The sequence below is a fragment of the Oscillibacter sp. PEA192 genome (assembly GCF_003574015.1).
Lineage (GTDB): Bacteria > Bacillota > Clostridia > Oscillospirales > Oscillospiraceae > Oscillibacter > Oscillibacter welbionis.
On record NZ_AP018532.1, the window covers coordinates 1,222,329 to 1,247,830 of the forward strand.

The window sequence follows — 25,502 nt, forward strand, 5'->3', positions numbered from 1 at the left end:
GCGGATACGGAGGAACCAAATGAGCGATATCTTATGTATCTATTACTCCCGGACGGGGAACACCAAGAAGGCCATGGAGGAGATTGCCGCCGCCCTGGACGCGGAGCTGGCGGAGCTGCGGGACAACGCGGACCGGAGCGGCTGGCGGGGCTGGCTGCGCTGTGGGCTGGACGCCATGCGCAAAGACACCCGCCCCGTGGCCCCGTTGGAGACAGCCCGTCCCCTGGGGGACTACCGCTTGGTGATTCTGGGCACACCGGTGTGGGCCGGGCGATCCAGCGCCGTCATGCGGTCGTTTCTGAAAGACCGGGGCGGGGAGATCCGCAACGCGGCCTATGTGCTGACCCGCAGCAGCGGCTCCCAGTACCAGGAGGTTTATCGCCAGATGGATCTCTGTGTGCCCGCCGGTCATCTGGCGGCGGTGTCCCTGCGAAGCGGGGACGTGGGCTGGGCATTCTGGCAGGAGGAGTTTCTCCGCCAGGTCCGGGCCTTTCTGGAGGGGCAGTAGCGGCAGACCCTTTTCTGAAATCAACGGGAGAGGAGATGCCCCATGCAGGAAAAACTGAAGGAGCTGGCCCTGCGGTATGAGGACCTGCAAGCCCAGCTGGCAGACCCGTCTGTCTATGGCGACGCGGAGCGGCTGAAGACTGTGAATCGGGAGCTGAAGGACCTGACTCCGGTGGCAGAGGCGTACCAGGCATACCGGCAGGCGGAGGCGGACCGAGCCGCGGCGGAGGAGCTGCTCTCCGACCCGGAGATGCGGGAGTTGGCCCAGGAGGAGCTGACCGCCGCACGGGAAGAGATGGAGCGGCTACGGCAGGAGCTGAAGCTCCTGCTGCTGCCCAAGGATCCCAATGACCGGAAGAACGTGATCCTGGAGATCCGGGCGGGTACCGGCGGCGAGGAGGCGGCGCTGTTCGCCGCGTCGCTGCTGCGGATGTACACCATGTACGCTGCCGCCCGGGGCTGGAGGACTGACACCGTGGAGCTGAACGAGACGGAGCTGGGGGGCGTGAAGGAGTGCAGCGTCCTTATCGAGGGCGAGGGCGCCTGGTCCCGGCTGAAATTCGAGAGCGGCGTCCACCGGGTCCAGCGGGTGCCGGTGACGGAGTCCAATGGCCGCATCCAGACCTCCGCCGCCACGGTGGCCGTGCTGCCGGAGGCGGAAGGGGTGGACGTGAAGCTGGACCCTGCGGACATCGAGATGCAGGTCTACCGGGCCAGCGGCGCGGGTGGCCAGCATGTGAACAAGACGTCCTCCGCCGTGCGGCTGATCCACCGGCCCACCGGCCTGGTAGTGGAATGCCAGCAGGAGCGCAGCCAGTTCCAGAACCGGGACAAGGCCATGCGCCTTCTGGCGTCAAGATTGTATGAGATCGAGCGGGAAAAGCAGGATGCCGACATCGCCAGAGAGCGGAAGAGTCAGGTGGGCAGCGGCGACCGCAGCGAGAAGATCCGCACCTACAACTTCCCCCAGGGCCGGGTGACGGATCACCGGATCGGCCTGACGCTGTACCGGATCGACGCAGTTCTGGACGGGGAACTGGATGAGCTCATCGACGCCCTGGTGACCGCCGACCAGGCGGAGAAGCTGAAGAACGGCGGCGGGGAACCATAAAACAGAGCTGTACGGCGGCCCGGATAGAGCGGCGCCGTGGAGGGGCTGCACTTCCGGCAGCCTGCCGGGACGCCGCGGAGCCCTTTGGAGACGCAGAAAGAGTAAGCAATAAGGCCGGGGAGATCTCCGGCGAAGAGAGATAGAGGCGAAGAGATATGCAGACACGATATTTTGACCTGCGGGACACCAAGGGTCAGCAGAAGGAGATTGAGGACAAGATCGGCGCAGCGGCCAAGATCCTGCGGGACGGCGGCCTGGTGGGCATCCCCACGGAGACGGTGTACGGCCTGGGGGCCAACGCTCTGGACGGCACCGCGGTGAAGCGGATCTTTGAGGCCAAGGGCCGGCCCCAGGACAATCCCCTCATCATCCATGTGACCGGCGCCCAGTGGCTGCCCCGCTACTGCGCCGACGTGCCGCCCCTGGCCTATGTGCTGGCCCGGAAATTCTGGCCCGGCCCCCTGACTATGATCCTGAAGCGGCGGCCCATCATCCCGGACGAGACCACCGCCGGGCTGGACACGGTGGCGGTGCGCTGCCCCAACCACCCGGTGACGCTGGCGATCATCCGGGAGGCGGGCATCCCCATCGCGGCCCCCAGCGCCAACCTCTCCGGCCGGCCCAGCTGCACGACTGCCCAGGACGTGCTGGAGGATATGGACGGCCGGATCAGCGGCGTGGTGGACGGCGGTCCCTGTGCGGTGGGTGTGGAGTCCACGATTCTGGACCTGACCTGCGACCCGCCCAGGCTGCTGCGTCCCGGCGGACTGCCCCTGGAGGACCTGGAGCGGCTCATCGGCAAGATCGACGTGGATAAGGCCGTCAACGGCGCCCTGGCGGAGGGCGAGAAGCCCAAAGCCCCCGGCATGAAGTACCGCCACTACGCCCCCAAGGCGCCGGTCACCGTCATCACCGGCGCGCCGGAGAAGTCCGCCCAGGAGATCCTGCGGCGGGTGGGGCCCACCTCCGGCGTCATCTGCTTCGAGGAGTTTGCGGATCTGTTCCGGGAGCAGGAGGTCCACACCCTGGGGCCTGTAGGCGACAAGCTGGTCCAGGCCCAGCGGGTGTTCGACGCCCTGCGGACCTTTGACACCAGCGATGTGACGGAGATCTTCGCCCAGTGCCCGGACAACCGGGGATTGGGTCTGGCCATCGGCAACCGGCTGAAAAAGGCCGCCGGCTTCCATGTGGTGGAGGCGGACAGTGAGCGGGTGGTGCTGGGCCTCACCGGCGGCACCGGCGCGGGCAAGTCCAGCGCCCTGCGGGCCATCCGCTCCCTGGGGGGCGAGGTCATCGACTGCGACGCCCTGTACCATGAGATGTTGGAGACCTGCGCTCCCCTGCGGGATGAGATCGGTGTCTCCTTCCCCGGCGCGTTTGACGCAGCCGGCCAACTGGACCGGCGCAAGCTGGGACAGGAGGTCTTCTCCCACAAGGACCGGCTGGAGCAGCTCAACGGCATTGTGGCCCGCCATCTGGTGCCGGAGGTGCGGCGGCGCTTGGCAGCGTCGGAGAGCAAGATCTTCGCCATCGATGCCATCAACCTGCTGGAGGGCGGGCTGGACCAGCTGTGCGACCGGACGATAGCCGTCACCGCGCCCCTGGAGCTGCGGGTCCGGCGGATCATGGCCCGGGACAACATCACAGAGCAGTACGCCCGCCTGCGGATCTCCGCCCAGCAGCCGGACGAGTACTACCGGGGCAAGTGCGACTGTGAGCTGAATAACGCCGCCGATACCGCCGCGGCCTTTGAAATGGAGGCCCGGGAGTTTTTCCAGCGGCTGATCGACACCATCAAGGAGGAAAAAGCACATGGAAAGCAAGGAATTTAAGGCGCTGAAGGAGCAGCTGCTCTCCTGCCGCCGCAACGGCTTCGACCGGATGGACGCGGCGGAGCGGAGCGCCATGGAATCGTACTGCACGGACTACAAGGCATTTCTGGACACTAGCAAGACCGAGCGGCTCTGCGCAGGAGAGGTCGTCCGCCTGGCAGAGCAGGCCGGCTACCGGCCCTATGTCCGGGGCGCGGCGGTGAAGCCGGGAGACAAGGTCTATCTCTGCAACCGGGGCAAGAGCGTGCTGCTGGCCCACATCGGGGAGAAGCCGCTGACAGAGGGTGTTCAGATCGCTGCCGCCCACATAGACTCCCCCCGGCTGGACCTGAAGCCCAACCCCCTGTATGAGGACGGGGAACTGGCCTATTTCAAGACCCACTACTACGGCGGCATCCGCAAGTACCAGTGGGTTACCATTCCCCTGGAGCTCCACGGCGTGGTGGCCCTGCGGGACGGCGCCAGCGTACAGGTGAACATCGGCGGGGGCGCGGACGATCCCCGGCTGGTGATCACGGACCTGCTGCCCCACCTGGGCGCGGAGCAGAACAAGAAGCCGCTGGCGGAGGCCATCCCCGCTGAGACCCTGAACCTGCTGCTGGGCAGCGAGCCGATCGGGGACGCGGAGGAGTCCGGCCGTGTGAAGCTGGCGGTGATGAAGCTGCTGAACGAAAAGTACGGCATCACAGAGGATGACTTCACCTCCGCGGAGCTGGAGGCGGTGCCGGCGGTAAAGGCAACGGACATCGGCCTGGATCGCAGCATGATCGGCGCCTACGGCCATGATGACCGGGTGTGTGCCTACGCCGCCCTGCGGGCCCTGCTGGATCTGGAGGGGACCCCTGCCAAGACGGCGGTGTGCGTTCTGGCGGATAAGGAGGAGATCGGCTCCGACGGTGTGACGGGCATGCAGTCCGCCGCTTTCGACACATTTATGGAGGACCTGTGCGAGAGCCAGGGCGCGGCTGTGCGGGTGTGTTTCGAGAAGTCCTTCTGCCTCAGCGCCGACGTGACGGCGGCCTACGACCCTAACTTCTCCGACGTGTATGAGAAGCGCAACGCCGCCTATCTGAACTACGGCATCGGCCTGTGCAAGTACACCGGCGCCCGGGGCAAGTCTGGTGCCTCCGACGCGGACGCGGAGACGGTGGCCTATATCCGCAACCTCTTTGACGAGGCGGGGGTCATCTGGCAGATCGCAGAGCTGGGCAAGGTGGACGCCGGCGGCGGCGGCACTGTGGCCATGTATATGGCCAACCGGAACATCACCACGCTGGACGCGGGCGTGCCGGTCCTGTCCATGCACGCGCCCTTTGAGACGGTGTCCAAGCTGGACTGCTACGAGACCTATAAGGGCATGAAGGCCGTATTCCAGGCGGAGAAGTGAATCGGCTGAGATCAGGAAACAGGCGCCCCGGTGAAAACCGGGGCGCCTGTTTCTATCCGGCATTCTGCTCAGGTGAGGGGGAGAAAACCGGGGGAACTTTTCCTGTTTTCGTCAAAAGAATTTCGGCGAATTTGGTTGCATTGCCTACGGAAATATGGTAAGATGCTTTGCGTGTAAAGACAAATGGCCATAGGAGGCGGACGAGATGGCGAGAGAGATCAAGTATTACATTGTGGCCGCGAACGCCCTGCCGGAGATCTTCGTGAAGGTGGCGGAGGCCAAGCGGATGATGCAGACCGGCGAGGCGGACACCGTGGGCGCTGCCACGAAGCAGGTGGGGATCAGCCGCAGCGCGTTCTACAAGTACAAGGATGCGGTGCAGCCGTTCAACGATATGAAGGCGGAGCACATCATCACCTTTTACTGTATGCTCAAGGACAACACCGGCGTGCTCTCCAGCGTGCTGTCCGTGTTTGCCACTTCTGGGGCCAACATCCTCACCATCAACCAGAGCATTCCCACCAACGGCTGCGCGGCGGTGACGATTTCCGCAGAGACCAGCGGACTGGCGGAGACCCTGGAGAAGCTGATGGCAGACGTGGCCGCCGTGGACGGCGTGGTACGGGTGGAAGTCCTGGCAGGATAAAGAGAGAGGAAACGGACGCATGATACAGATTGCGATTATGGGCCTTGGTACGGTGGGCACCGGCGTGGCCAAGGTAGTGGCGGAAAACGCCCGGCAGATCGAGCGAAAGCTGGGCGAGCCCCTGCAGGTGAAGACCATTCTGGTGCGGCATTTCAAGGACGGGCCCTACCGTCAGCTGATGACGGATGACTTCACGAAGATCGAGGAGGACCATGCTATCCGGGTGGTGGTGGAGACCATCGGCGGCGTGGAGGCGGCCTACGAGTACACGAAGCGGGCCCTGAACGCCGGCAAGCACGTGGTCACCGCCAACAAGCAGCTGGTGGCGGAGAAGGGCGCAGAGCTGCTGGCCCTGGCCAAAAAGCGGGGCGTGAACTATTTGTTCGAGGCCAGCGTGGGCGGCGGTATCCCAGTGCTGCATCCCCTGACCCAGTGCATGGCTGCCAACCGGATCGACGAGGTGTACGGCATCCTAAACGGCACCACCAATTATATCCTTACCCGGATGGTCCGGGCCGGCACCACCTTTGCAGACGCCCTGAAAGAGGCGCAGGAGAAGGGCTATGCGGAGGCAGACCCCACCGCAGACGTGGAGGGCGTCGACGCCGGGCGGAAGATCTGTATCCTGGCGGATCTGGCCTTCGGCTGTCAGGTGGACCCGGCGGATGTGCCCATGGAGGGGATCAGCCGGCTGTCTCTCCGGGACGTGAAGATCGCCCAGCGGGCGGGCTACCGCGTCAAGCTGCTGGGCCGGGCGGTGCGCCTGCCCGGCGGCCGTACCGCCTATGTGGCACCCCATCTGATCCCGGAGGAGCAGCCCCTGGCCAGCGTGGACGATGTGTTCAACGCGGTGGTGGTCCGGGGAAACGCCACCGGGGAAGTGATGTTCTACGGCCAGGGGGCCGGGGAGCTGCCCACGGCCTCCGCCTGCGTGGCGGACGTGATGGAGGCGCTTCAGTCCAGCCCCCGCCGGGAGGAGATCGGCTGGGAGGCGGACCCGGCGGGCTTTGAGGACCCGCAGGCCCTTCGGAGCCGGTACTACTTCCGCATCGGCGGCAGCCTCAGCGCCGCTGCCGCGGCCTTCGGCCAGGTGGAGATCCTCAGCGAGGACGGCGGTGAGACCGCCTTCCTCACCGACTGCATCAGCGGAGCCGAGGCAGGGAAGCAGGCCGAAGGCCTGCGCGTCCTGGCCTGTCTGCGGGTGCTGGGATAAGCCCCAAACCGCCGGAAGATGTGTATACTGGAACAGGCGGGAACCGGGATTTGAGACTTGATTCTGATTTAAAGAAGGAAATGCCATGAGCTTGATCGTACAGAAATTCGGCGGCACCAGCGTGAGAGATGCCAAGCGCATCCGCAACGTAGCCGGCATCATCGCAGAGACCTATCTGGCGGGGAACGACGTGATTGTGGTCCTCTCCGCCCAGGGAGACACTACAGACGATCTCATTGCCAAGGCGGAGGAGATCAACCCCCACGCCTCCAAGCGGGAGATGGATATGCTGCTCTCCACGGGAGAGCAAATCTCTGTGGCCCTGTGCGCCATGGCCCTGGAGGCCATGGGCCTGCCCTGCATATCCCTGGCTGCTTGGCAGGTGGGGATACAGTCTACCTCCGTCCACTCCGACGCCCGGATCAAGAAGATCGACACCGAGCGTATCCAGTCCGAGCTGGACCAGCACCGGATCGTGATCGTCACCGGCTTCCAGGGCGTGGACCGCAACGGGGACGTGACCACCCTGGGCCGGGGCGGGTCCGACACCAGCGCCGTGGCGCTGGCGGCGGCCTTCCGTGCAGATCTGTGCCAGATCTACACGGATGTGGACGGTGTGTATACCACGGACCCCCGCATCGTCCCCAGTGCCCGCAAACTGGATGAGATCACCTACGACGAGATGCTGGAACTGGCGTCGCAGGGGGCCCAGGTGCTCCACAACCGCAGCGTGGAGCTGGCCAAGAAGTTCAGAGTGAATTTGGAAGTCGTGTCCAGCCTGGAGCGCAAGCCCGGCACGAAAGTCAAGGAGGTCACCAAAGTGGAGAAAACCAATATCGCCGGTGTCGCCAAGGACACCAGCATCGCCCGCGTCGCCCTGATCGGTCTGCAGCACAACCCAGGCGTCGCCTTCCAGGTCTTTGACCTGCTGAGCAAGCACAACATCAACGTGGATGTCATCCTGCAGTCCATTGGCCGGGAGGACACCAAGGACATCACCTTCACGGTCCACAAGAAGGACCTGGAGGAATCCAAGCAGATTCTGGAGGAACATAAAGAGACCCTGAGGTTCGACCACATTGAGACGGATGAGAGCATCGGCAAGGTTTCCATCGTGGGCGCGGGCCTCATGAGCAACTGCGGCGTGGCCGCCCGGATGTTCGAGGCTCTCTATGAGGCGGGCATCAACATCCAGATGATCAATACTTCTGAGATCCGAGTCTCCGTCCTGCTGGATGAGGAGGACGTGAACCGGGCGGTCCGGGCCATCCACGACAAGTTCTTCGGCGAGATCTGATTCCGCCTGGAGCATCAGCCCAGCAGGGCGCGCCCACCGGCGCGCCCTGTGCTGTTTTCCGGTCTGCTCCGCCGCCGCGCTGCATACAGTGGAGCGAGGTGAGGCGAACCATGAGAGATCCCTTCAATCGTTTTGCCCTGCGGTATCTGGGGGCTGTGGTGTGCGGCCTGGCACTGCTGCTGCTCCACAGCACGGCACAAAGCGGACTGCCTGCCGCGTTCGTGCCCCAGTGTCCCAGCCCCTGGGAGTTGAGCAAGCTGGCCTTCTGGCCGCTGCTTGCCGCCTGGGTGCTGACCGGCCGGCTGGGCAGGGAGCGCCGCACGCTGCTGCAGGATCTGCCGGCAGCGGTGCTGACGCCCCTGGCTATGACAGCGGCGTGCTGGGGCTTGGCGGCCGCCGGGGGAAACGGCGCGGCGAGCCTGGCGGTCTGGGCGGTGCTGCTGGCGGCGGGCACGGCCTTCTGCCCGGACGGAAGAAAGCACCCGGGGCTGTGGGCAGCCCTGGCTCTGCTTCTGGCGGGGCTGTACATGCTGCTGACCTTCACGCCTCCGGGCTGGGGACCATTCGTCAATCCGCTGGGATGAGAGAGGATTTACTTTCCCGCCCATCTGTGGTACAATACGGACGCTGTATACAAGAGAATGCCGCCTCGCCGGGCTTGCCGGCGGGCGGCCATGAGGAGGAACTTCGCTATGAACGCCATCGTCACCGTCGTGGGGCAGGATAAGGTAGGCATCATCGCCGCCGTCTGCGCCCTGCTGGCTGAGCACAATGTCAATATCCTGGACATCTCCCAGACGATCCTCCAGGGCTCCTTCACCATGGTCATGGCCGTGGACGTGGGAGCGGCCAAGGTCTCCGTGGGCGAGCTGCGGGACCTGCTGGAGCAGTTGGGGCAGAAGATGGAGATCTCTATCCGCATCCAGCGGGAGGAGATATTTGATGCCATGCATCGCATCTGACTTCAAGAGGGAGCTGCGCCCACCCTTTAGATTCCCCCTCCCCAGTGAGACGTTGGTCACTGGGGACGCCGTCCCCGGCGGCTGGGTCAAGAAATTTTCGGCAGGTACACGCCCTGCCGAAAATGATTTAATATTCTTCTTTTGCCGGAGGTAAAAGAACTGAGGAAAACCGGAGGTTTTCCCCTAGCCTCTTTTACCCGTTTCCGGAGTCCTTTTGAGAGAGAATTTGTACGTTGGGAGATACGTTATGCTGAACCAGAAGGAAATTTTATCTACCATTGAGATGATCGACCAGCAGCACCTGGACATCCGCACCATCACCATGGGCATCTCCCTGCTGAGCTGCTGTGATCCGGACCCGAAGCGGGCCTGTGAGAAGATCTACGACAAGATCACCCGGTATGCGGAGAAGCTGGTCAAGACCGGCGAGGACATCGAGCGGGAGTTCGGCATCCCCATCGTGAACAAGCGCATTTCCGTCACTCCCATGGCCCTGGTGGCCGGGGCCAGCGAGACGGAGGACTGCGTGCCCTTTGCCCTGGCCCTGGACCGGGCGGCCCAGACCTGCGGCGTCAACTTTATCGGCGGCTACTCCGCCCTGGTGCAGAAGGGCATGACAGAGGCGGACGAGAAGCTGATCCGCTCCATTCCGGAGGCTCTGGCCCGGACAGAACTGGTCTGTTCCTCCGTCAACGTGGGGTCCACCCGGGCGGGCATCAATATGGACGCGGTGGCCCTGATGGGCCGCATCGTCAAGGATACCGCTGCCGCCACGGCGGACCGGGATGGCCTGGGCTGCGCCAAGCTGGTGGTGTTCTGCAATGCCGTGGAGGACAACCCCTTTATGGCCGGCGCTTTCCACGGCGTGGGAGAGGCGGAGAAGGTCATCAACGTGGGCGTCTCCGGCCCCGGCGTGGTGTGTACTGCTTTGAAAGCGGCGAAGGGCCAGCCCTTTGACGTGGTGGCGGAGACCGTGAAGAAGACCGCTTTCCGGGTGACCCGCATGGGCCAGTTGGTGGCCCAGGAGGCCAGCCGTCGGCTGGACACGCCCTTCGGCATCGTGGATCTCTCCCTGGCGCCTACCCCGGCCATCGGAGACAGCGTGGCCCGCATTCTGGAGGAGATGGGCCTGGAGGTCTGCGGCACCCACGGCACTACGGCGGCGCTGGCCCTGTTGAACGACGCGGTGAAGAAGGGCGGCGTCATGGCGTCCTCCTCTGTGGGCGGCCTCTCCGGCGCCTTCATCCCCGTCAGCGAGGACGAGGGCATGATCGCCGCCGCAGAGGCAGGGACCCTCTGCCTGGACAAGCTGGAGGCCATGACCTGCGTCTGCTCCGTGGGCCTGGACATGATCGCCGTCCCCGGCGACACCCCGGCAGAGACCATCTCCGCCATCATTGCAGACGAGGCGGCCATCGGCATGGTGAACAACAAGACCACCGCCGTCCGGCTGCTGCCCGCCCCCGGCAAGACCGTGGGGGACCGGATCGAGATGGGCGGCCTCCTGGGCAGCGCCCCGGTGATGCCGGTGCACCCGGAGTCCAGCGCGGACTTTATCGCCCGGGGCGGCCGCATCCCGGCGCCCCTCCACAGCCTGAAGAACTGAGCCAGCGGGCCGTCCGGAAGGGCGGCCTGTTTTGCCATACAGATGCGGGGAAGGCGTTCAGATATGCCGCAGCTTCATGTGCAGCAGGGCTCACGCCTTTTCGCGGCATACTGTCCTATACTTGGAGTTTCACGCCGGGGTATGGGACGCGCCCTGCCGCGGTAAACTGGGAGAAAAGGAGGAATCGCATGGACATTCTCTTTGAAAACGGCACCATCCGCACTCTGGAGCGGAACAGCCCTGATGCCCAGGCCCTGTTGGTGCGCAACGGCCGGATCGCCGCCGTGGGGGGCAGGACGGCAGTGGAGGACCAGACGGGAATCGACGTCCGCCGGGTGGATCTGGCAGGCAGGACGCTGCTGCCGGCGTTTCTGGACGCCCACAGCCACTTTACGGCGGTGGCCAACCAGTTTCTGCAGGTGTCTTTGGAGGGCTGCACCTCCTGGGCGGACATGCAGGACCGGATCCGGGACTACATCCGGCGGGAGCGCATCCCTGCCGGGCAGTGGGTAACGGCACAGGGGTACGACCACAACCTGCTCTCGGAGCGGCGCCACCCGGATCGGCTCTGCCTGGATGCGGCGGCGCCGGACAACCCGGTGGTGATCTGCCACCAGTCCGGCCACATGGGCGTGTTCAACACCGCGGCGCTGGAGCGGCTGGGTGTCACTGCGCAGACGCCTGCCCCCGCCGGAGGCGTCATCGGACGGGAGAACGGCACCCTCACCGGCTACATGGAGGAAAACGCCTTTCTGGAGTTCCAGAAGCGGGTGCCCATGAGGCCGCTGGAGTCGTTTCTGGCGGCCTACCGGAAGGCCCAGGACCTGTACGCCTCCTACGGAATCACCACCGTGCAGGAAGGGCTGCTGCGCCGGGAGCTGGTACCCCTGTATCAGGCCCTGCTGGCGGACGGGTCCCTGAAGCTGGATGTGGTTGCCTACGGAGATCCGGAGGGAGCGGAGGCGGCCCGGCAGGCATTTCCGGAGAGTGTCCGGCAATATCACCGGCGCTTCAAGCTGGGCGGGTACAAGATGTTTCTGGATGGATCTCCCCAGGGACGTACCGCTTGGCTGCGGCGGCCCTATCAGGGGGAGCAGGAATACCGGGGCTACGGCACCCTGACGGACGCAGAGGTGCTGGACATGGTCCGCCGGGCCGGGACAGATGGAATGCAGCTGCTGGCCCACTGCAACGGGGATGCCGCCTGCGCCCAGTATCTGGCGGCGCTGGATGCGGCGGCGCGGGAAGGCGTGGATCTGGCGGCACTGCGGCCGGTGATGATCCACGCCCAGCTGCTGGGCAGGGACCAACTGCCGGAGGTGAGGCGGCTGGGGGTGATCCCCTCTTTCTTCGTGGCCCACGTGTACCACTGGGGGGATGTCCATCTGGAAAATCTGGGACCCGGCCGGGCGGAGGCCATCAGTCCCGCAGGCTCGGCGGCGGAGAAGGGGATCCCCTTCACATTCCATCAGGATGCGCCGGTGATCCGGCCCGATATGCTGGAGACGGTGTGGTGTGCCGTGAACCGGGTGACCCGGCAGGGCCGCGTCCTGGGCCGGGAAGAGCGGGTGGACGTCCGGACGGCCCTGGAGGCGGTGACGGTCCACGCTGCATACCAGTATTTTGAGGAGACGGACAAGGGCACCCTGGCGCCGGGGAAGCAGGCGGATCTGGTGATTCTGGACCGGGACCCCCTGGCGGTGCCGCAGGAGGAGCTCCGGGATATTCGGGTACTGGAGACCTGGAAGGATGGCGTTCCCATCTTCTGCCGGGAGGCATGAGTCTGCCGCCGGGTGGAAAAGAACGCTTGCAATTTTTCGCACGAGAGGTAAAATAAGGAGGAACGACGTGCCCAACGCGTTGGAACATGGGAGGTGAGCAATATGGAGAAAAAGAGCAAGCTGGTGCTGGCCGTTTTACAGGGAAGTGATTCCGACAACACCATCCGCAACCTGAATGAGCGCGGCTTCATGGTGACGGTGCTGAGCTCCACCGGCGGCTTTTTGAAGAAAAAGAGCACCACGGTGATGATCGGCGTGGAGGAGGATCGGCTGGAAGAGGCCCTGGACGTCCTGCAGAAGTATGCGGGACACCGGAAGGAGACCGTGTACCAGAGCGTGACCATGCCCCACGGGGAGATGTCCGCGGTGCCGCCGGTACCCATGGAGGTCATGGCCGGCGGTGCGGCGGTGTTCATCGTGTCGCTGGACGATATTCGCAAATTCTGAATCCCTGCGTCTCAAATGGCAAAAAAGACCTGCGCGGCAGCTGCCGTGCAGGTCTTTTTTGCGCATCGAAGGGAAGCTCGTCAGCCCTGTCGGGCCGCCTCCTCCGCGTCAAATTTTGCCCGGTCCCGGTCGATCTGCTTCTGATAGCGGTCCGCCTCGGAAAAGACGCAGCCGCAGTACTTCTGCATATAGAACCCCAGCTCCCGGGCCCGCTGGTTGCCGGCCCGGAAGTTTGACCGGAAGTCCCGGTAGAGAAATTCCACCCCGTACTGCCGGGCATACATCTCCGCTGCGGCGGCGATGGCCTCGTGATTCTGATAGGTGCTGGCCAGCAGGGTGGAGGTGAAGGCGGCAAAGCCGTGCTCTGCCGCATACTTCGCCGTGCCCTCCAGCCGGTGTTCGTAGCAGTAGGCGCAGCGGTGGTCGATGTCTCCCGCCACATGGCGGACAAAGTCCTTCAGACCGTAGTCCTCCTGTACCCGGACCTCCATACCGATGGTGGGGGCATACGCCAGCAGGCAGTCCCGCCGGGCCTGATACTCCTTCCAGGGGTGGATGTTGGGGTTGTACCAAAACGCCACCGGCTCGATGCCCTCGCTCCGCAGAGGTTCGATGCAGCTGAGGGAACAAGGGGCGCAGCAGGTGTGCAGCAAAACGCGTTCCATGTCGAAAATGCCTCTCTTTGGTTCTGAGATGGAACCAGTATAGCATAGAAGAGAGAAAAGGCCAAGCCCCTTTCCCAGCCAAGTTTCTTAACGAAAAATTAACAGTCTTTCAGAATATTGCCGATTGAACATCCCATGGAAAAAGTGTATGATGTCAACTAATGTGGTATCATGCGGTTAGCTGTTGAAAACTCTGACGCAACCGTTTTCCCAGAAGGAGGAAGCAGAGTTGAAAGTTGGACTTGACGTAGGATCCACCACCATCAAATGCGTGGTGCTGGACGATGCGGATAATCTGGTATACAGTACATACGAGCGGCATTACAGCCATATTCTGGAAAAGTCGGAGGAGCTGCTGCGCCGGGTGGCGGATCAGCACGGCGCAAAAGCGGATCTGGCCATCTCCGGCTCTGCCGGCATGGGCATGGCGGAGAGCGTGCAGGTCCCATTCGTGCAGGAGGTGTTTGCCACCCGCGTGGCGGCCAACAAGCTGGCCCCGGGGACGGACTGCATCATCGAGCTGGGCGGTGAGGACGCCAAAATCCTGTTCCTCACCGGCGGCATGGAGGTGCGGATGAACGGCTCCTGCGCCGGCGGCACCGGCGCCTTCATCGACCAGATGGCGACGCTGCTGAAAATGAGCGCCGACGAGATGGACGCCGCCGCTCAGCGGGCGGAGAAGACGTACACCATCGCCTCCCGCTGCGGTGTGTTCGCCAAGAGCGATGTGCAGCCCCTCATCAACCAGGGCGCCAAGGCGGAGGATATTTCCGCCAGCATCTATCAGGCGGTGGTGAACCAGACCATTGCTGGGCTGGCCCAGGGCCGGCCCATCAAGGGCAACGTCCTGTACCTGGGCGGGCCCCTGACCTTCTCCCGAGTCCTGCGGGAGAGCTTTGACCACACCCTGGGGGTCCAGGGCACCTGTCCGGAGAACAGCCTGCTGTACGTGGCCCTGGGCGCAGCCTTCTATTCCGACCAGGAATTCGACCTGAACCAGGTGGCGGACGACCTGCAGAAGCACGGCGCGGCGGAGACCTACCGCTCCCTGCCGCCCCTGTTCAGCAGCCGTGAGGAGTATGAGGCGTTCCGGGCCCGGCACGCCAAGGCCACGGTGCCCCAGGTGCCCTTCGGCGCGGACTACGCCGCCCCGGTGCACATCGGCGTCGACTCCGGCTCCACTACCGTGAAGCTGGTGGTCATCGACCAGGACGCCCGCATCCTCTTCTCCGACTACCGGCCCAACCTGGGCAACCCGGTGCCCCTCATCCGGCAGGTGCTGCAGGAGCTCTATGACGAGCATCCGGCCCTCCATGTGGCGTCCGTCACCACCACCGGCTACGGAGAGGATCTGGCGAAAAACGCCTTCCACGCGGACTACGGCGTGGTGGAGACGGTGGCCCACTTCACCGCCGCCCGCCACTTCCTGCCCAATGTGGACTTCATCATTGACATCGGCGGCCAGGACATGAAATGCTTCAAGATCGAGGACGGCGCCATCAGCAACATCTTCCTGAACGAGGCATGCTCCTCCGGCTGCGGCAGCTTCCTGCAGACCTTCGCCCAGGCGCTGGGGTACGACGTGAAAGAGTTTGCCCAGCTGGGCCTGTTTGCCGAGCGGCCTGTGGACCTGGGCAGCCGCTGCACTGTGTTCATGAACTCCAGCGTGAAGCAGGCCCAGAAGGACGGCGCCACCATTGAGAACATCTCTGCCGGCCTCTCCATGTCCGTGGTGCGCAACGCCATCTACAAGGTCATCCGGGCCTCATCTCCCGAGGAGCTGGGCCGGAACATCGTGGTCCAGGGCGGCACCTTCTACAACGAGGCGGTGCTGCGGGCTTTTGAGAAGGAGATGGGCGTAGAGGTTATCCGGCCCAATATCGCTGGCCTCATGGGCGCCTACGGCGCCGCCCTGTTCGGCCGGGGAAAGGCCCGGGCGGATCAGACCAGTACGCTTTTGAACCGTCAGGAGCTGGCGGACTTCCGCCAGGAGACGGAGAGCCGGGTGTGCGGCCTGTGCGGCAACAACTGCCAGCTGACCATCAACACCTTCGCCGACGGGGCCACCTTCATCAGCGGCAACCGCTGCGACCGGCCCGTCACCGGCAAGGCGGACACCGGGGAGCGGAACCTCTACGAATACAAGCGCAAGCTGATCCTGGGCTACAAGCCCGTCCCCGGCAGGCGGGGCAAGATCGGGCTGCCCCTGTGCCTGAATATGTGGGAGCTGCTGCCCTTCTGGCACACCTTCTTCACCAAGCTGGGCTTCGCGGTGTACCACAGCCCCTTCTCCAGCCGGGACCTGTATCTGAAGGGGCAGGGCACCATCCCCAGCGACACCGCCTGCTTCCCCGCCAAGTTGGCCCACGGTCATATTCAGTTCCTCGCAAAGCTTGGCCTGGACGCGATCTTCTACCCCTGCATGACCTACAATCTGGATGAGGGGCTGGGGGACAACCACTACAACTGCCCTGTGGTGGCCTACTATCCGGAGGTCATTGCCGGCAACTGCCCAGAGGTCCAGCAGACCAAGTTCATCTATGACTATGTGGGCCTCCACCGGCCCAAGGACTTCACCAAAAAGATCTTCACCATCCTGCGCAGCTACTTCCCGGACATCACCAAGGGCGAGGTGAAGGAGGCAACCGACGCCGCCTACGCCGAGTACGCCCACCACATGTCCCTCATCCGCAAGGAGGGGGAACGGATCATCGACCAGGCCCGGGCAGAGGGCCGCCGGATCATCGTGCTGGCAGGCCGGCCCTATCACGTGGACCCGGAGGTCAACCACGGCATCGACACTCTGATTACCCGCGCCGGCGCCGCGGTCATCACGGAGGACTCCATCTCCAACCGGGTGGAGAAATTCCCCACCACGGTGCTGAACCAGTGGACCTACCACGCCCGTCTCTACGCGGCAGCCCGCTACTGCTGCACCCAGCGGGATATGGACCTGGTGCAGTTGGTCTCCTTCGGCTGCGGCGTGGACGCCATCACCTCCGACGAGACACGGGAGATCCTGCAGGCGGGCGGCAAGCTGTACACCCAGCTGAAGATCGACGAGATCACCAACCTGGGCGCTGTCCGCATCCGGCTGCGGAGCCTGTTCGCTGCCCTGGATGAGCAGGACGAGGCCCGGGAAACTGCCAGAAAGGAGGCGTGAGACATGGAGCTGGAATTCCAGAATTACCCCAAGTTCACCCCTGAAATGAAAAAGACCCATAAGATCCTGATTCCCAACATGGCCCCGGTGCAGTTCCGCATCCTGGCGGCCGTCATGCGGCAGGCCGGCTACACCTGCGAGCTGCTGGAGAACTGCGGCAGCCAGGTCAGCGAGCTGGGATTGAAATACGTCCACAACGACACCTGCTATCCCGCCCTGCTGGTCATCGGCCAGTTCCTGGACGCCCTGGGCTCCGGGAAGTACGATCTAGACCACACCGCCCTGATTATCACCCAGACTGGCGGCGGCTGCCGGGCCTCCAACTACATCCACCTGCTGCGCAAGGCCCTGGTGAAGGCAGGCTACGGCCAGGTTCCGGTGGTGAGCCTGAACTTCTCCGGATTGGAGAAGGACTCCGGCTTCCCCATGACCCTGCCCCTGATGCGCAAGCTCCTGGCCTGCATCTACTACGGCGACCTGCTGGTGGCCCTGAAGGCCCAGACGGAGCCCTATGAGACCCACAAGGGGGACGCGGCCGCTTTGCAGGAGAAGTGGCTGGACACCATCTGCGGCTGGGTCATGGAGGACAAGGGCTGGTCCGGCCGGGAGATCAAGGCCGCCATGCCCAAGATCGCCGCAGAGTTCGCCGCCATTCCCGTTCACCGGGTACCCAAGGTGAAGGTGGGCGTGGTAGGGGAGATCTACGTGAAATACTCCCCCCTGGGCAACAATGACCTGGAGAAGTTCCTGGCCTCCCAGGACTGCGAGGTGAACCTGCCGGGCCTGATGGGCTTTGTGCAGTACTGCGCCTACAACCCCTCCGAAACCGCCCGGCTGTATGGCGGCACCTTCCTGGAAAAGCATGTGTCAAGCGTAATCCTGGACTACATCGAGGGCATGGAGAAGGTGATGATCCGGGTCCTGAAGGACAACGGCTTCCACGCGCCCCTGCCCTTCCAGGAGCTGGTGAAACTGACGGACGGCGTCATCTCCACCGGCAACAAAATGGGTGAGGGCTGGCTCCTCACCGCCGAGATGATCGAGCTGGTGCGGGCCGGGTACGAGAACATCGTCTGCGCCCAGCCATTCGGCTGCCTGCCCAACCACATCTGCGGCAAGGGGATGATCAACAAGATCCGGGAGCTGTACCCCCAGGCCAATATCACCCCCATCGACTACGATCCCAGCGCCACCCGGGTGAATCAGGAGAACCGCATCAAGCTGATGCTGGCAGTGGCCCGGGAGCGGCTGGCGGAGAAGACTGCCGACCAGAGTGCCCGGGAGACTCCGGCGCCCGCAGAGACCCCACAGAGCGCGGCGGAGCCTCAGACAGTCTCCGTATAAACAAAGCCATAACTGGAAGTGCCGGCGCGGCAGACCCGAGAGGGTCTGCCGCGCTGCTGTTTTCTGGCCGTGCTCCCAGCATTTGTGCCTTGAGGCCCGCAGCCCGTTCCGGTAAAATAGGGCGTGACGACACACGCATTTTGGTGACGATCATCTGAAAAAGGAGCGTTTTCCCTTGCGAAATTTCATCAGACGAACCGCCGCCGCGCTGGCCGTCCTGTGTATGGCGGCCCTGCTGCTGGGCACCCCCACGGAGGCGGAAGAGCGTACATATTCCGCCGGAGGAGAGGCGGTGGGCTACTACGCCGGATGGGCGGCCTACCAGGGCTTCACCCCTGACCAAATCCCGGCGGAGCATCTGACTCAGATCAACTACGCCTTTGCCCAGATCGACCCAGATACCCTCACCATTGCTCTGGAGAATCCCGCCCATGACCAAAAGAACCTGGCCGCCCTGCGGAAGCTGCGCCAGCAGAACCAGCATCTCAAGCTGCTGATCTCCGTGGGCGGGTGGTCGGACTCCCAGTACTTCTCCGACGCGGCCGCCACGGCGGCCCGGCGGGAGAGCTTCGCTGCCAGCTGTGTGGACTTTGTGGTGGAGCAGGGCCTGGACGGGGTGGACCTGGACTGGGAGTACCCGGTATCCGGCGGCGCGGCGGGGACCATCCACCGCCCGGCGGACAAGCAGAACTTCACTCTGCTGCTTCAGGAGCTGCGGGAGCAGCTGGATCGGCAGGGCCGCCGGGACGGGAAGGACTATGCCCTCACTATCGCCGGCGCCGCCGGGAGCTGGTACTTAAACCAGATCGAGGCCGTGAAGGTGGCCGCCATTGTGGACCACATCTTCGTGATGGGCTATGACCTCCACGGCACCTGGGATACCTACGCGGACTTCAACGCACCCCTGTATGCGCCCTCCGGCACCTCGCCCCAGAGCAGAAGCAGCATCTCCGATTGCGTACAGGCCTATCTGAAAAAGGGTATCCCGGCGGAAAAGATCGTCCTGGGGATGCCTTTGTACGGCTATGCCTACCAGGGGGTCAAGGCCCAGAACAACGGCCTGTACAGCACTTACACATCAGCCAAATCCGTCAGCTACAAGATGCTGAAGAAGAGCTATCTGGACAACACGGACTACCGCCAGTTCCGCCATGAAGAGGCGCAGGTGCCCTGGCTCTACGGGAACCGCACCTTCGTCTCCTACGACGATGCCATGTCCCTCGCTGCCAAGGCACAGCTGGCCCGGTCTCTGGGTCTGGGCGGCGTGGGGTTCTGGGAGATCTCCCAGGACGATGGGGGAGAGCTGATCGCTGCCGCCAGCGGGGCTTTCCGCAGCACCTGGGATAATCCCTTCCGGGACGTACCCCCCGGCGCGTGGTATGAAGAGGCGGTCCAATATGTGTATGAGGCGGGGCTGATGCAGGGGACCACCGGCAGCACCTTTTCCCCTGACCGGGCATCCAACCGGGGCATGATCGCCGCCATCCTCTACCGACTGGAGGGCAGACCCAGGGCGGGGACGCCTCCCTTCACCGATGTGGCGGCGGACAGCTACTGCGCCGATGCGGTGGCCTGGGCGGAACAGCAGGGAATCGTCCGGGGCTTTGACGACGGCACCTTCCGCCCGGAGGGGCGGATCACCCGCCAGCAGCTGGCGGCCATCCTGTTCCGGTACACGGAATACAGGGGAGCGGATACCGCGGGCCGGACGGACCTGAGCCGCTTCTCCGACAGCGCCGCTGTGGCGGACTATGCCCGGGAGGCCCTGGCCTGGGCGGTGTCTGCCGGACTGCTCCAGGGCCGGTCCGACGGCACGCTGAATCCGTCCGGCTCCGCCACCCGGGCCCAGACGGCAGTGATCCTCCAGCGGCTGGAAACACTGCTGGAAAAGAACTGAACAGAGTGCCGCAGGGCCGGGACATACTGTCCCGGCCCTGCATGCGTCCTCTCCTTGACGGACCGTCCCGTTCCAGGTATGATGGAACCAACAAGATTGGCCGGCAGAGAAGGGGGAGCGATTCGATGAAGGTGTGCATTCTGATGGGCAGTCCCAGAAAACAGGGCAATACCAACGCCCTGCTGGGCCCCTTCCGGCAGGAGCTGGAAGGGCTGGGGGCGGAGACGGAAACTGTATGGCTCCATGCTCTGGAGATCAGGCCCTGCACGGCCTGCCGGGCCTGCCAGCGGGACTGGACGGCATTCGGTTGCGCTCAGCGGGACGACGTGCCCACGATCTTTGACAAGGTGCTGGCGTGCGATCTGATCGTGTTGGCCACGCCCATCTATTCCTGGTACTGCACGCCGCCCATGAAGGCATTGCTGGACCGGCTGGTGTACGGCATGGACAAGTATTACGGGGCGGAAAAAGGTCCCGCCCTGTGGGCGGGGAAAGCCCTGGCTCTGCTGCTGACCTGCGGCTACCGCCCGGAGCGGGGCTGCGACCTGTTCGAGGAGGGGATGCGCCGGTACTGCAAGCACGCCCAGCTCCGTTTTCTGGGCAGCCACGCGGAGCGGCACCTGGGGTATGACGTCCCCTTCATGGACGCGGAGAAAGAGGCCCGCACCCGGGCCTTTGCCCGGGAGCTGTGGGATGCCGTGCATTGAAGCACAGCCCCTGTGAGACCGCCGCCCGGCGGTCTCTTTTTCTGCGCATGGGCGGGATAAAACCGCCCCAAACGGTTGACGGACACGGTCCCAAGGCGGTATAATAACATGATTTACAATGGATAAGAGTTTGTCTGGAGGAATTTTGGTATGTGGATCGCGGAGCAATGGCAGGACTATGAGCTGCTGGACTGCGGCGGGGGAGAGAAGCTGGAGCGCTGGGGAGAGCAGTACCTGGTGCGGCCGGACCCCCAGGCCATCTGGGACAGCCCCCGGAAGAACCCCGCCTGGAAGCGGGCCAACGCCCGGTATCTCCGCAGCCAGTCCGGCGGCGGCCACTGGGAGAAGAAGACCCTGCCGGAGAGCTGGAAGATCCGCTACCGGGACCTGACCTTCCAGGTGAAGCCCATGAACTTCAAGCACACGGGCCTGTTTCCGGAACAGGCGGTGAACTGGGATTTCGCCATGGAGAAGATCCGGAACGCCGGGCGGCCCATCCGGGTGCTGAACCTGTTCGCCTACACCGGCGGGGCCACGGTGGCCTGCGCCAAGGCGGGGGCCAGCGTCTGCCACGTGGACGCGGCCAAGGGCATGGTGGCCTGGGCCAGGGAAAACGCCAGACTCTCCGGCTTGGGGGAGGCCCCCATCCGCTGGATCGTGGACGACTGCGGCAAGTTTGTGGAGCGGGAGATCCGCCGGGGCAAGACCTACGACGCCATCATCATGGACCCGCCCAGCTACGGCCGGGGCCCCGGCGGCGAGGTGTGGAAGCTGGAGGACAACCTCTACGACTTCGTGAAGCTCTGCGCCGGCGTGCTGTCGGAGCGGCCCCTGTTCGTGCTCATCAACTCCTACACCACGGGCCTGGCCCCGTCGGTGCTGGGGTATCTGCTGCATCTGTTGGTGGGGGCCAAATACGGCGGCAAGTGCACCTGGGACGAGCTGGGCCTGCCGGTGACGGAGACGGGCCTGGCTCTGCCCTGCGGTGCCACAGGCCGCTGGTGCAGCGAGTGAGGCCGTGGGACGGACTGCGGCATACCTGCTGACGCTGGCAGCGGGGGCGGTGCCTGCCCTGGCGCTCTTTGGGTGCCTGAGCCCCCGGCGCCGGCGGCACCTCGCCGCCGCGGGCCTTGCCAGTCCGGTGGTCCGGGAGGCGGGGATGGCCCTCTTCTGGATGTTCTGCGGCGGCATGGCCCTGGTGACCCTGACGCCCCGATGGGTCGTCCAGGCCCTGGCGGACCTGCTTCAGGGCTGCGGCTGGAACGGGGAGGGGAATCCCTTCTTCGCTCCGGGGACTGTCAATCTGGTTCCCTTCCGGACCCTGGGCGACGGTTACATCCTGGCGGGGAATCTGATCATGTTCCTGCCCTTTGGCTTTTTCCCCGCCCTGCTGTGGCGGGGGTGCACGTGGAAACGCGCGCTCGCCGCGGGCCTGTGTGTCACGGGGTTCATTGAGTGCTGGCAGCTGCTGGTGGGCCGGGCCTTTGACATCGACGACCTGTGGCTCAACACCCTGGGGGCCTTTTGCGGCTTCTGGAGCTGGTGCCTGCTGGACCGGGCAGCCCCGGCTGGACCCGGCGGTTCAGGGTCCGGCAAATACAAGACTGACGAAATGAGGACAGCTATGGCGGAGATCATCCGAACGGAGAATTTACAGTACGCCTACCCGGCGGACGAGGGAGCGGAGCCGGTTCTGGCCCTGAAGGGCGTGGACCTGACCATTGAGCAGGGCTCCTTCGTGGTGGTGCTGGGCCACAACGGATCCGGCAAGTCCACCCTGGCCAAGACGCTCAACGGTGTTCTGCTGCCCTGCGGGGGCCATGTGTATGTGGAGGGAATGGACACCCTGGACGAACATCTGCTGCTGGCCATCCGCCGGACGGTGGGCATGGTGTTCCAGAACCCGGACAACCAGATCGTGGCCAACGTGGTGGAGGAGGACGTGGCCTTCGCCCCGGAGAACCTGGGGGTTTCCAGCAGGGAGATCCGGCAGCGGGTGGACGACGCCCTGGCGGCGGTGGGCATGGGCGAGTTCGCCCGCCACGCGCCCCATCTGCTCTCCGGCGGCCAGAAGCAGCGGATCGCCATTGCCGGCGTGCTGGCTATGGAGCTGGAATGCATCGTGCTGGATGAGGCCACCGCTATGCTGGACCCGGTGGGCCGGCGGGAGGTGCTCTCCGCCGTTCACAGGCTGAACCGGGAGAAGGGCATCACTGTGGTGCTCATCACCCACCACATGAATGAGGCGGAGGACGCCGACCGGGTTGTGGTCATGGACGACGGAAAAGTCATTATGGACGGCGCGCCCCGGCAGGTCTTCACACAGGTGGAGCGGCTGCGGTCTATGGGACTGACGGTGCCGGACACGGTGGACCTGCTGGACCGGCTGCGCAAAGACGGGCTGGACGTGCCCCTCACCGCCCTGACGGTGGAGGAGTGCGCGGACGCCATCCTGGCCGCCGTTTCCAAGTAATCGGAAGGGAAGAGAACATTGGAACCGATACTGCAAGTACAACATCTGACCCACACGTACAGCGTGGGCACGCCCTTCCAGCGCAGCGCGGTGGAGGACATGAGCTTTGACGTGTACGATGGGGAGTTCTTAGGGATCATCGGCCACACCGGCTCCGGCAAATCCACCCTGATTCAGCATCTGAACGGCCTGTTGCGGCCTACGTCGGGGCAGATCCTGCTCCATGGGAAGGACATCTGGGCGGAGCCGAAGAAGATCCGGGACGTCCGCTTCCAGGTGGGGCTGGTGTTCCAGTACCCGGAGTACCAGCTGTTTGAGGAGACGGTGTACAAGGACATCGCCTTCGGCCCCATCAACCAGGGCAAGACCGGGGAGGAGCTGGACCGCTGTGTCCGGGAGGCCGCCCGCCTGGTGGGCATCCGGGACGATCAGCTGGACAAGTCCCCCTTTGAGCTCTCCGGCGGCCAGAAGCGCCGGGTGGCCCTGGCGGGGGTCATGGCTATGGACCCCCAGGTGCTGGTGCTGGACGAGCCCACCGCCGGACTGGATCCGGCGGGCCGGGAGAACCTGATGGCCAACATCCGGGACTACCACCGCAATAAAAAGCGCACCATCATCCTGGTGAGCCACAGCATGGACGAGATCGCCCGGAATGTAGACCGAATCCTGGTGCTGAAGTCCGCTCACGTGCTGATGAGCGGGACTCCGGCGGAGGTGTTCGCCCGGGCGGAGGAGCTGCTCTCTGCCGGGCTGGACGTGCCACAGGTGACCCGTATTGCCATGCGCCTGCGGGAGCAGGGCCTCGCCATCGACCCTGCGGTCTACACCGTGGAGGCCCTGGAGCGGGAGCTGCTGGCGCTGAGAAGGGGGGAGACGGGATGCTGAAGGACATCACCCTGGGCCAGTTTTTCCCCGGCGACACCGTGGCCCACCGCCTGGACCCCCGGACGAAGATCCTGCTGGTGGTCCTTTACATCGTGGCGCTGTTCTGCGCCAAGAGCCTGCTGGCCTACGGCATTCTGGCGGCGGTGCTGGCAGTGTGTGTCCGCATCTCCCGAGTAGGGATCAAATCCCTGGTGCGGGGGCTGAAGCCGGTGGTGTTCATCATCGTGTTCACCGGCATTTTGAACCTGTTCTTCACGCCGGGAGAGCACATCCTGGCAGAGCTGGGCTTCCTGCGGATCTCCGCGGAGGGTCTGCAGAACGCCGTGTTCATGGTGCTGCGGATCATGCTGTTGATCATGGGCACGTTCCTGATGACCTACACCACCAGCCCCATCAGCCTCACCGACGGGCTGGAGCGCCTGCTGGGCGGATTGAAAAAAATCCATGTGCCGGTCCATGAGCTGGCCATGATTATGTCCATCGCCCTGCGGTTCATCCCAACCCTGATTGAGGAGACAGACAAGATCATGTCCGCTCAGAAGGCCCGGGGCGCGGACTTTGAGAGCGGGAATATCATCCAGAAGGCCAAGGCCCTGATCCCCATTCTGGTGCCGCTGTTCATCAGCGCCTTCCGCCGGGCGGACGAGCTGGCGGTGGCCATGGAGTGCCGCTGCTACCACGGCGGCGAGGGACGCACCAAGCTCCATGTGCTGCAGTACGAGGGGCGGGACTATCTGGCCCTGGCGCTGGGGCTGGCCGTCACCGCGGGGATCATCGTCCTGCGGCAATTTACGTAACGATTTGCCGGTCCACGGACTGGCTGCCCAGGGTGAGGCCCAGTCGCAGGCCGATGGCAAAGGCAGCCGTGCCCCAGCGGAGATAGCGGCTGGAGAGGAGATCACAGACCTGGATCTGCATGTCCTGCGGCATGGACATCCGGTCCAGCGCCGCCTGGATTTCCGCCTCATCATAGGGCGCCTGCTCCTGCATCAGATGGTCGCCGTAGGTATCGAACAGAAGCTCAAAAACGGATGGCATAGGAGACACTCCTTTGCGAATACAGCTTTTTATGGTATCATTTCGGAATGATGAAACCAGTATAATACAGAAATTTCTGTAAGTCAACAGAACGATCAGAAAAAACTGTATTTTAAGAAAGGGAATGGTCCTTTGGATGTTTTGACTACCTCAGCCAGAATTAAGGCCCGCTGCAAAGCGCAGAAAATTTCAGTCAAAAATTTGCTGGAGCAGACACAGATCAACCGGAATTTTATCTATGACCTGGAAAAAGGCGGACAGATTCCGTCAGCGGAAAAGCTGGAACGCATCGCTGACTATCTGGACTGCTCTGTGGACTATCTGCTGGGGCGGACAGACAACCCGGCGGTCAACCGCTGACCGGCCTCACCGGAAGAGGATTTTCTCCGGGGGGAATGTAGGGGAGACAGTCTGCCGTCCGGCTGCCCCGCATTTTCAATCGCCCGGAGCTGGTAATCATCGAGATCCGTCCGGACGCATGACTGGAAATCATGGATAGTGGACATGGCCTGATTCGGAGCGGCTGTGTTTTGGCAGAGAG

Annotated in this window: 23 protein-coding genes and 1 pseudogene; 22 read left to right on the plus strand and 2 right to left on the minus strand. The window is 64.0% G+C overall.

From position 1 onward, the window contains the following. Nucleotides 1–19 precede the first annotated feature (19 nt). From DN611_RS05905 to DN611_RS05960, 12 genes are all read left to right on the plus strand, one after another. Nucleotides 20–508, plus strand: coding sequence for a flavodoxin family protein (locus DN611_RS05905; protein ID WP_021747798.1), 489 nt, complete (start codon nucleotides 20–22; stop codon nucleotides 506–508). Between the two features lie 42 nt (nucleotides 509–550). Then, nucleotides 551–1,618 carry a peptide chain release factor 1 gene (gene prfA, locus DN611_RS05910; RefSeq protein ID WP_119310866.1) on the plus strand — a complete coding sequence of 356 codons (1,068 nt, stop codon included), beginning with the start codon at nucleotides 551–553 and terminating at the stop codon, nucleotides 1,616–1,618. A 155-nt stretch (nucleotides 1,619–1,773) separates the two neighbouring features. Next, on the plus strand, nucleotides 1,774–3,450 hold the full coding sequence (locus DN611_RS05915) for an L-threonylcarbamoyladenylate synthase (protein ID WP_119310867.1): 1,677 nt from the start codon (nucleotides 1,774–1,776) through the stop codon (nucleotides 3,448–3,450). After that, nucleotides 3,431–4,837, plus strand: coding sequence for an aminopeptidase (locus tag DN611_RS05920; RefSeq protein ID WP_119310868.1), 1,407 nt, complete (start codon nucleotides 3,431–3,433; stop codon nucleotides 4,835–4,837). Before DN611_RS05915 ends, DN611_RS05920 begins: the two co-directional genes overlap by 20 nt. Nucleotides 4,838–5,042: 205 nt before the next feature. After that, the gene (locus tag DN611_RS05925; RefSeq protein ID WP_021747794.1) at nucleotides 5,043–5,483 is read left to right on the plus strand and encodes an ACT domain-containing protein; all 441 of its coding nucleotides are present in this window, start codon (nucleotides 5,043–5,045) and stop codon (nucleotides 5,481–5,483) included. Nucleotides 5,484–5,502: 19 nt separating this feature from the next. After that, nucleotides 5,503–6,696: a homoserine dehydrogenase gene (locus tag DN611_RS05930; RefSeq protein WP_025545204.1), complete on the plus strand. Its 1,194-nt coding sequence runs from the start codon at nucleotides 5,503–5,505 to the stop codon at nucleotides 6,694–6,696. Between the two features lie 85 nt (nucleotides 6,697–6,781). Further along, on the plus strand, nucleotides 6,782–7,993 hold the full coding sequence (locus DN611_RS05935) for an aspartate kinase (RefSeq protein WP_021747792.1): 1,212 nt from the start codon (nucleotides 6,782–6,784) through the stop codon (nucleotides 7,991–7,993). A 110-nt stretch (nucleotides 7,994–8,103) separates the two neighbouring features. Then, the gene (locus DN611_RS05940; RefSeq protein ID WP_119310869.1) at nucleotides 8,104–8,577 is read left to right on the plus strand and encodes a hypothetical protein; all 474 of its coding nucleotides are present in this window, start codon (nucleotides 8,104–8,106) and stop codon (nucleotides 8,575–8,577) included. Between the two features lie 108 nt (nucleotides 8,578–8,685). Then, a complete protein-coding gene (locus DN611_RS05945; protein ID WP_025544749.1) occupies nucleotides 8,686–8,955 on the plus strand; it encodes an ACT domain-containing protein in 270 nt (89 codons plus the stop codon). A gap of 247 nt (nucleotides 8,956–9,202) precedes the next feature. Then, on the plus strand, nucleotides 9,203–10,561 hold the full coding sequence (locus DN611_RS05950) for a PFL family protein (RefSeq protein WP_119310870.1): 1,359 nt from the start codon (nucleotides 9,203–9,205) through the stop codon (nucleotides 10,559–10,561). 188 nt (nucleotides 10,562–10,749) lie between these two features. Next, nucleotides 10,750–12,342, plus strand: coding sequence for an amidohydrolase (locus DN611_RS05955; protein WP_119310871.1), 1,593 nt, complete (start codon nucleotides 10,750–10,752; stop codon nucleotides 12,340–12,342). A 102-nt stretch (nucleotides 12,343–12,444) separates the two neighbouring features. Continuing rightward, nucleotides 12,445–12,789: a cyclic-di-AMP receptor gene (locus DN611_RS05960; protein ID WP_021749406.1), complete on the plus strand. Its 345-nt coding sequence runs from the start codon at nucleotides 12,445–12,447 to the stop codon at nucleotides 12,787–12,789. A gap of 80 nt (nucleotides 12,790–12,869) precedes the next feature. Here the strand turns inward: DN611_RS05960 and DN611_RS05965 are convergent, their stop codons facing one another. Further along, entirely contained in the window at nucleotides 12,870–13,454 is a 585-nt protein-coding gene (locus DN611_RS05965) for an epoxyqueuosine reductase QueH (RefSeq protein ID WP_119310872.1), read from the minus strand. 229 nt (nucleotides 13,455–13,683) lie between these two features. Here DN611_RS05965 and DN611_RS05970 point away from each other — a divergent pair, with 229 nt between their 5' ends. From DN611_RS05970 to DN611_RS06005, 9 genes and pseudogenes are all read left to right on the plus strand, one after another. Next, nucleotides 13,684–16,617, plus strand: coding sequence for an acyl-CoA dehydratase activase (locus DN611_RS05970; RefSeq protein WP_051319934.1), 2,934 nt, complete (start codon nucleotides 13,684–13,686; stop codon nucleotides 16,615–16,617). Nucleotides 16,618–16,620: 3 nt separating this feature from the next. Beyond that, the gene (locus DN611_RS05975; protein WP_394802912.1) at nucleotides 16,621–17,961 is read left to right on the plus strand and encodes a 2-hydroxyglutaryl-CoA dehydratase; all 1,341 of its coding nucleotides are present in this window, start codon (nucleotides 16,621–16,623) and stop codon (nucleotides 17,959–17,961) included. A gap of 175 nt (nucleotides 17,962–18,136) precedes the next feature. Further along, nucleotides 18,137–19,858 (plus strand): glycosyl hydrolase family 18 protein, encoded by a 1,722-nt coding sequence (locus DN611_RS05980; RefSeq protein WP_119310873.1) that lies wholly within the window; start codon nucleotides 18,137–18,139, stop codon nucleotides 19,856–19,858. A 125-nt stretch (nucleotides 19,859–19,983) separates the two neighbouring features. Beyond that, nucleotides 19,984–20,565, plus strand: a complete 582-nt coding sequence (locus DN611_RS05985) for a flavodoxin family protein (RefSeq protein ID WP_119310874.1) — start codon at nucleotides 19,984–19,986, stop codon at nucleotides 20,563–20,565. 150 nt (nucleotides 20,566–20,715) lie between these two features. Further along, on the plus strand, nucleotides 20,716–21,579 hold the full coding sequence (locus DN611_RS05990; protein ID WP_021749412.1) for a class I SAM-dependent methyltransferase: 864 nt from the start codon (nucleotides 20,716–20,718) through the stop codon (nucleotides 21,577–21,579). A gap of 175 nt (nucleotides 21,580–21,754) precedes the next feature. Beyond that, nucleotides 21,755–22,105, plus strand: a pseudogene (locus tag DN611_RS16945) (VanZ family protein); the annotation flags it as partial. Nucleotides 22,106–22,189: 84 nt separating this feature from the next. Next, nucleotides 22,190–23,038 carry an energy-coupling factor transporter ATPase gene (locus DN611_RS16950; RefSeq protein WP_256264510.1) on the plus strand — a complete coding sequence of 283 codons (849 nt, stop codon included), beginning with the start codon at nucleotides 22,190–22,192 and terminating at the stop codon, nucleotides 23,036–23,038. Between the two features lie 18 nt (nucleotides 23,039–23,056). Then, nucleotides 23,057–23,923, plus strand: coding sequence for an energy-coupling factor transporter ATPase (locus DN611_RS06000; protein WP_021749415.1), 867 nt, complete (start codon nucleotides 23,057–23,059; stop codon nucleotides 23,921–23,923). After that, complete coding sequence (locus tag DN611_RS06005; RefSeq protein ID WP_021749416.1) at nucleotides 23,917–24,720, plus strand: energy-coupling factor transporter transmembrane component T family protein; 804 nt, start codon at nucleotides 23,917–23,919, stop codon at nucleotides 24,718–24,720. The genes DN611_RS06000 and DN611_RS06005 overlap by 7 nt, the downstream gene beginning before the upstream one ends. On the opposite strand, the gene DN611_RS06010 is transcribed toward DN611_RS06005, so the two are convergent. Beyond that, nucleotides 24,713–24,961 carry a hypothetical protein gene (locus DN611_RS06010; RefSeq protein ID WP_119310876.1) on the minus strand — a complete coding sequence of 83 codons (249 nt, stop codon included), beginning with the start codon at nucleotides 24,959–24,961 and terminating at the stop codon, nucleotides 24,713–24,715. The genes DN611_RS06005 and DN611_RS06010 overlap by 8 nt on opposite strands. Nucleotides 24,962–25,102: 141 nt before the next feature. Between DN611_RS06010 and DN611_RS06015 the strand changes: the two genes are divergently transcribed. Then, a complete protein-coding gene (locus DN611_RS06015) occupies nucleotides 25,103–25,321 on the plus strand; it encodes a helix-turn-helix domain-containing protein (protein WP_256264511.1) in 219 nt (72 codons plus the stop codon). Nucleotides 25,322–25,502 lie beyond the last annotated feature (181 nt).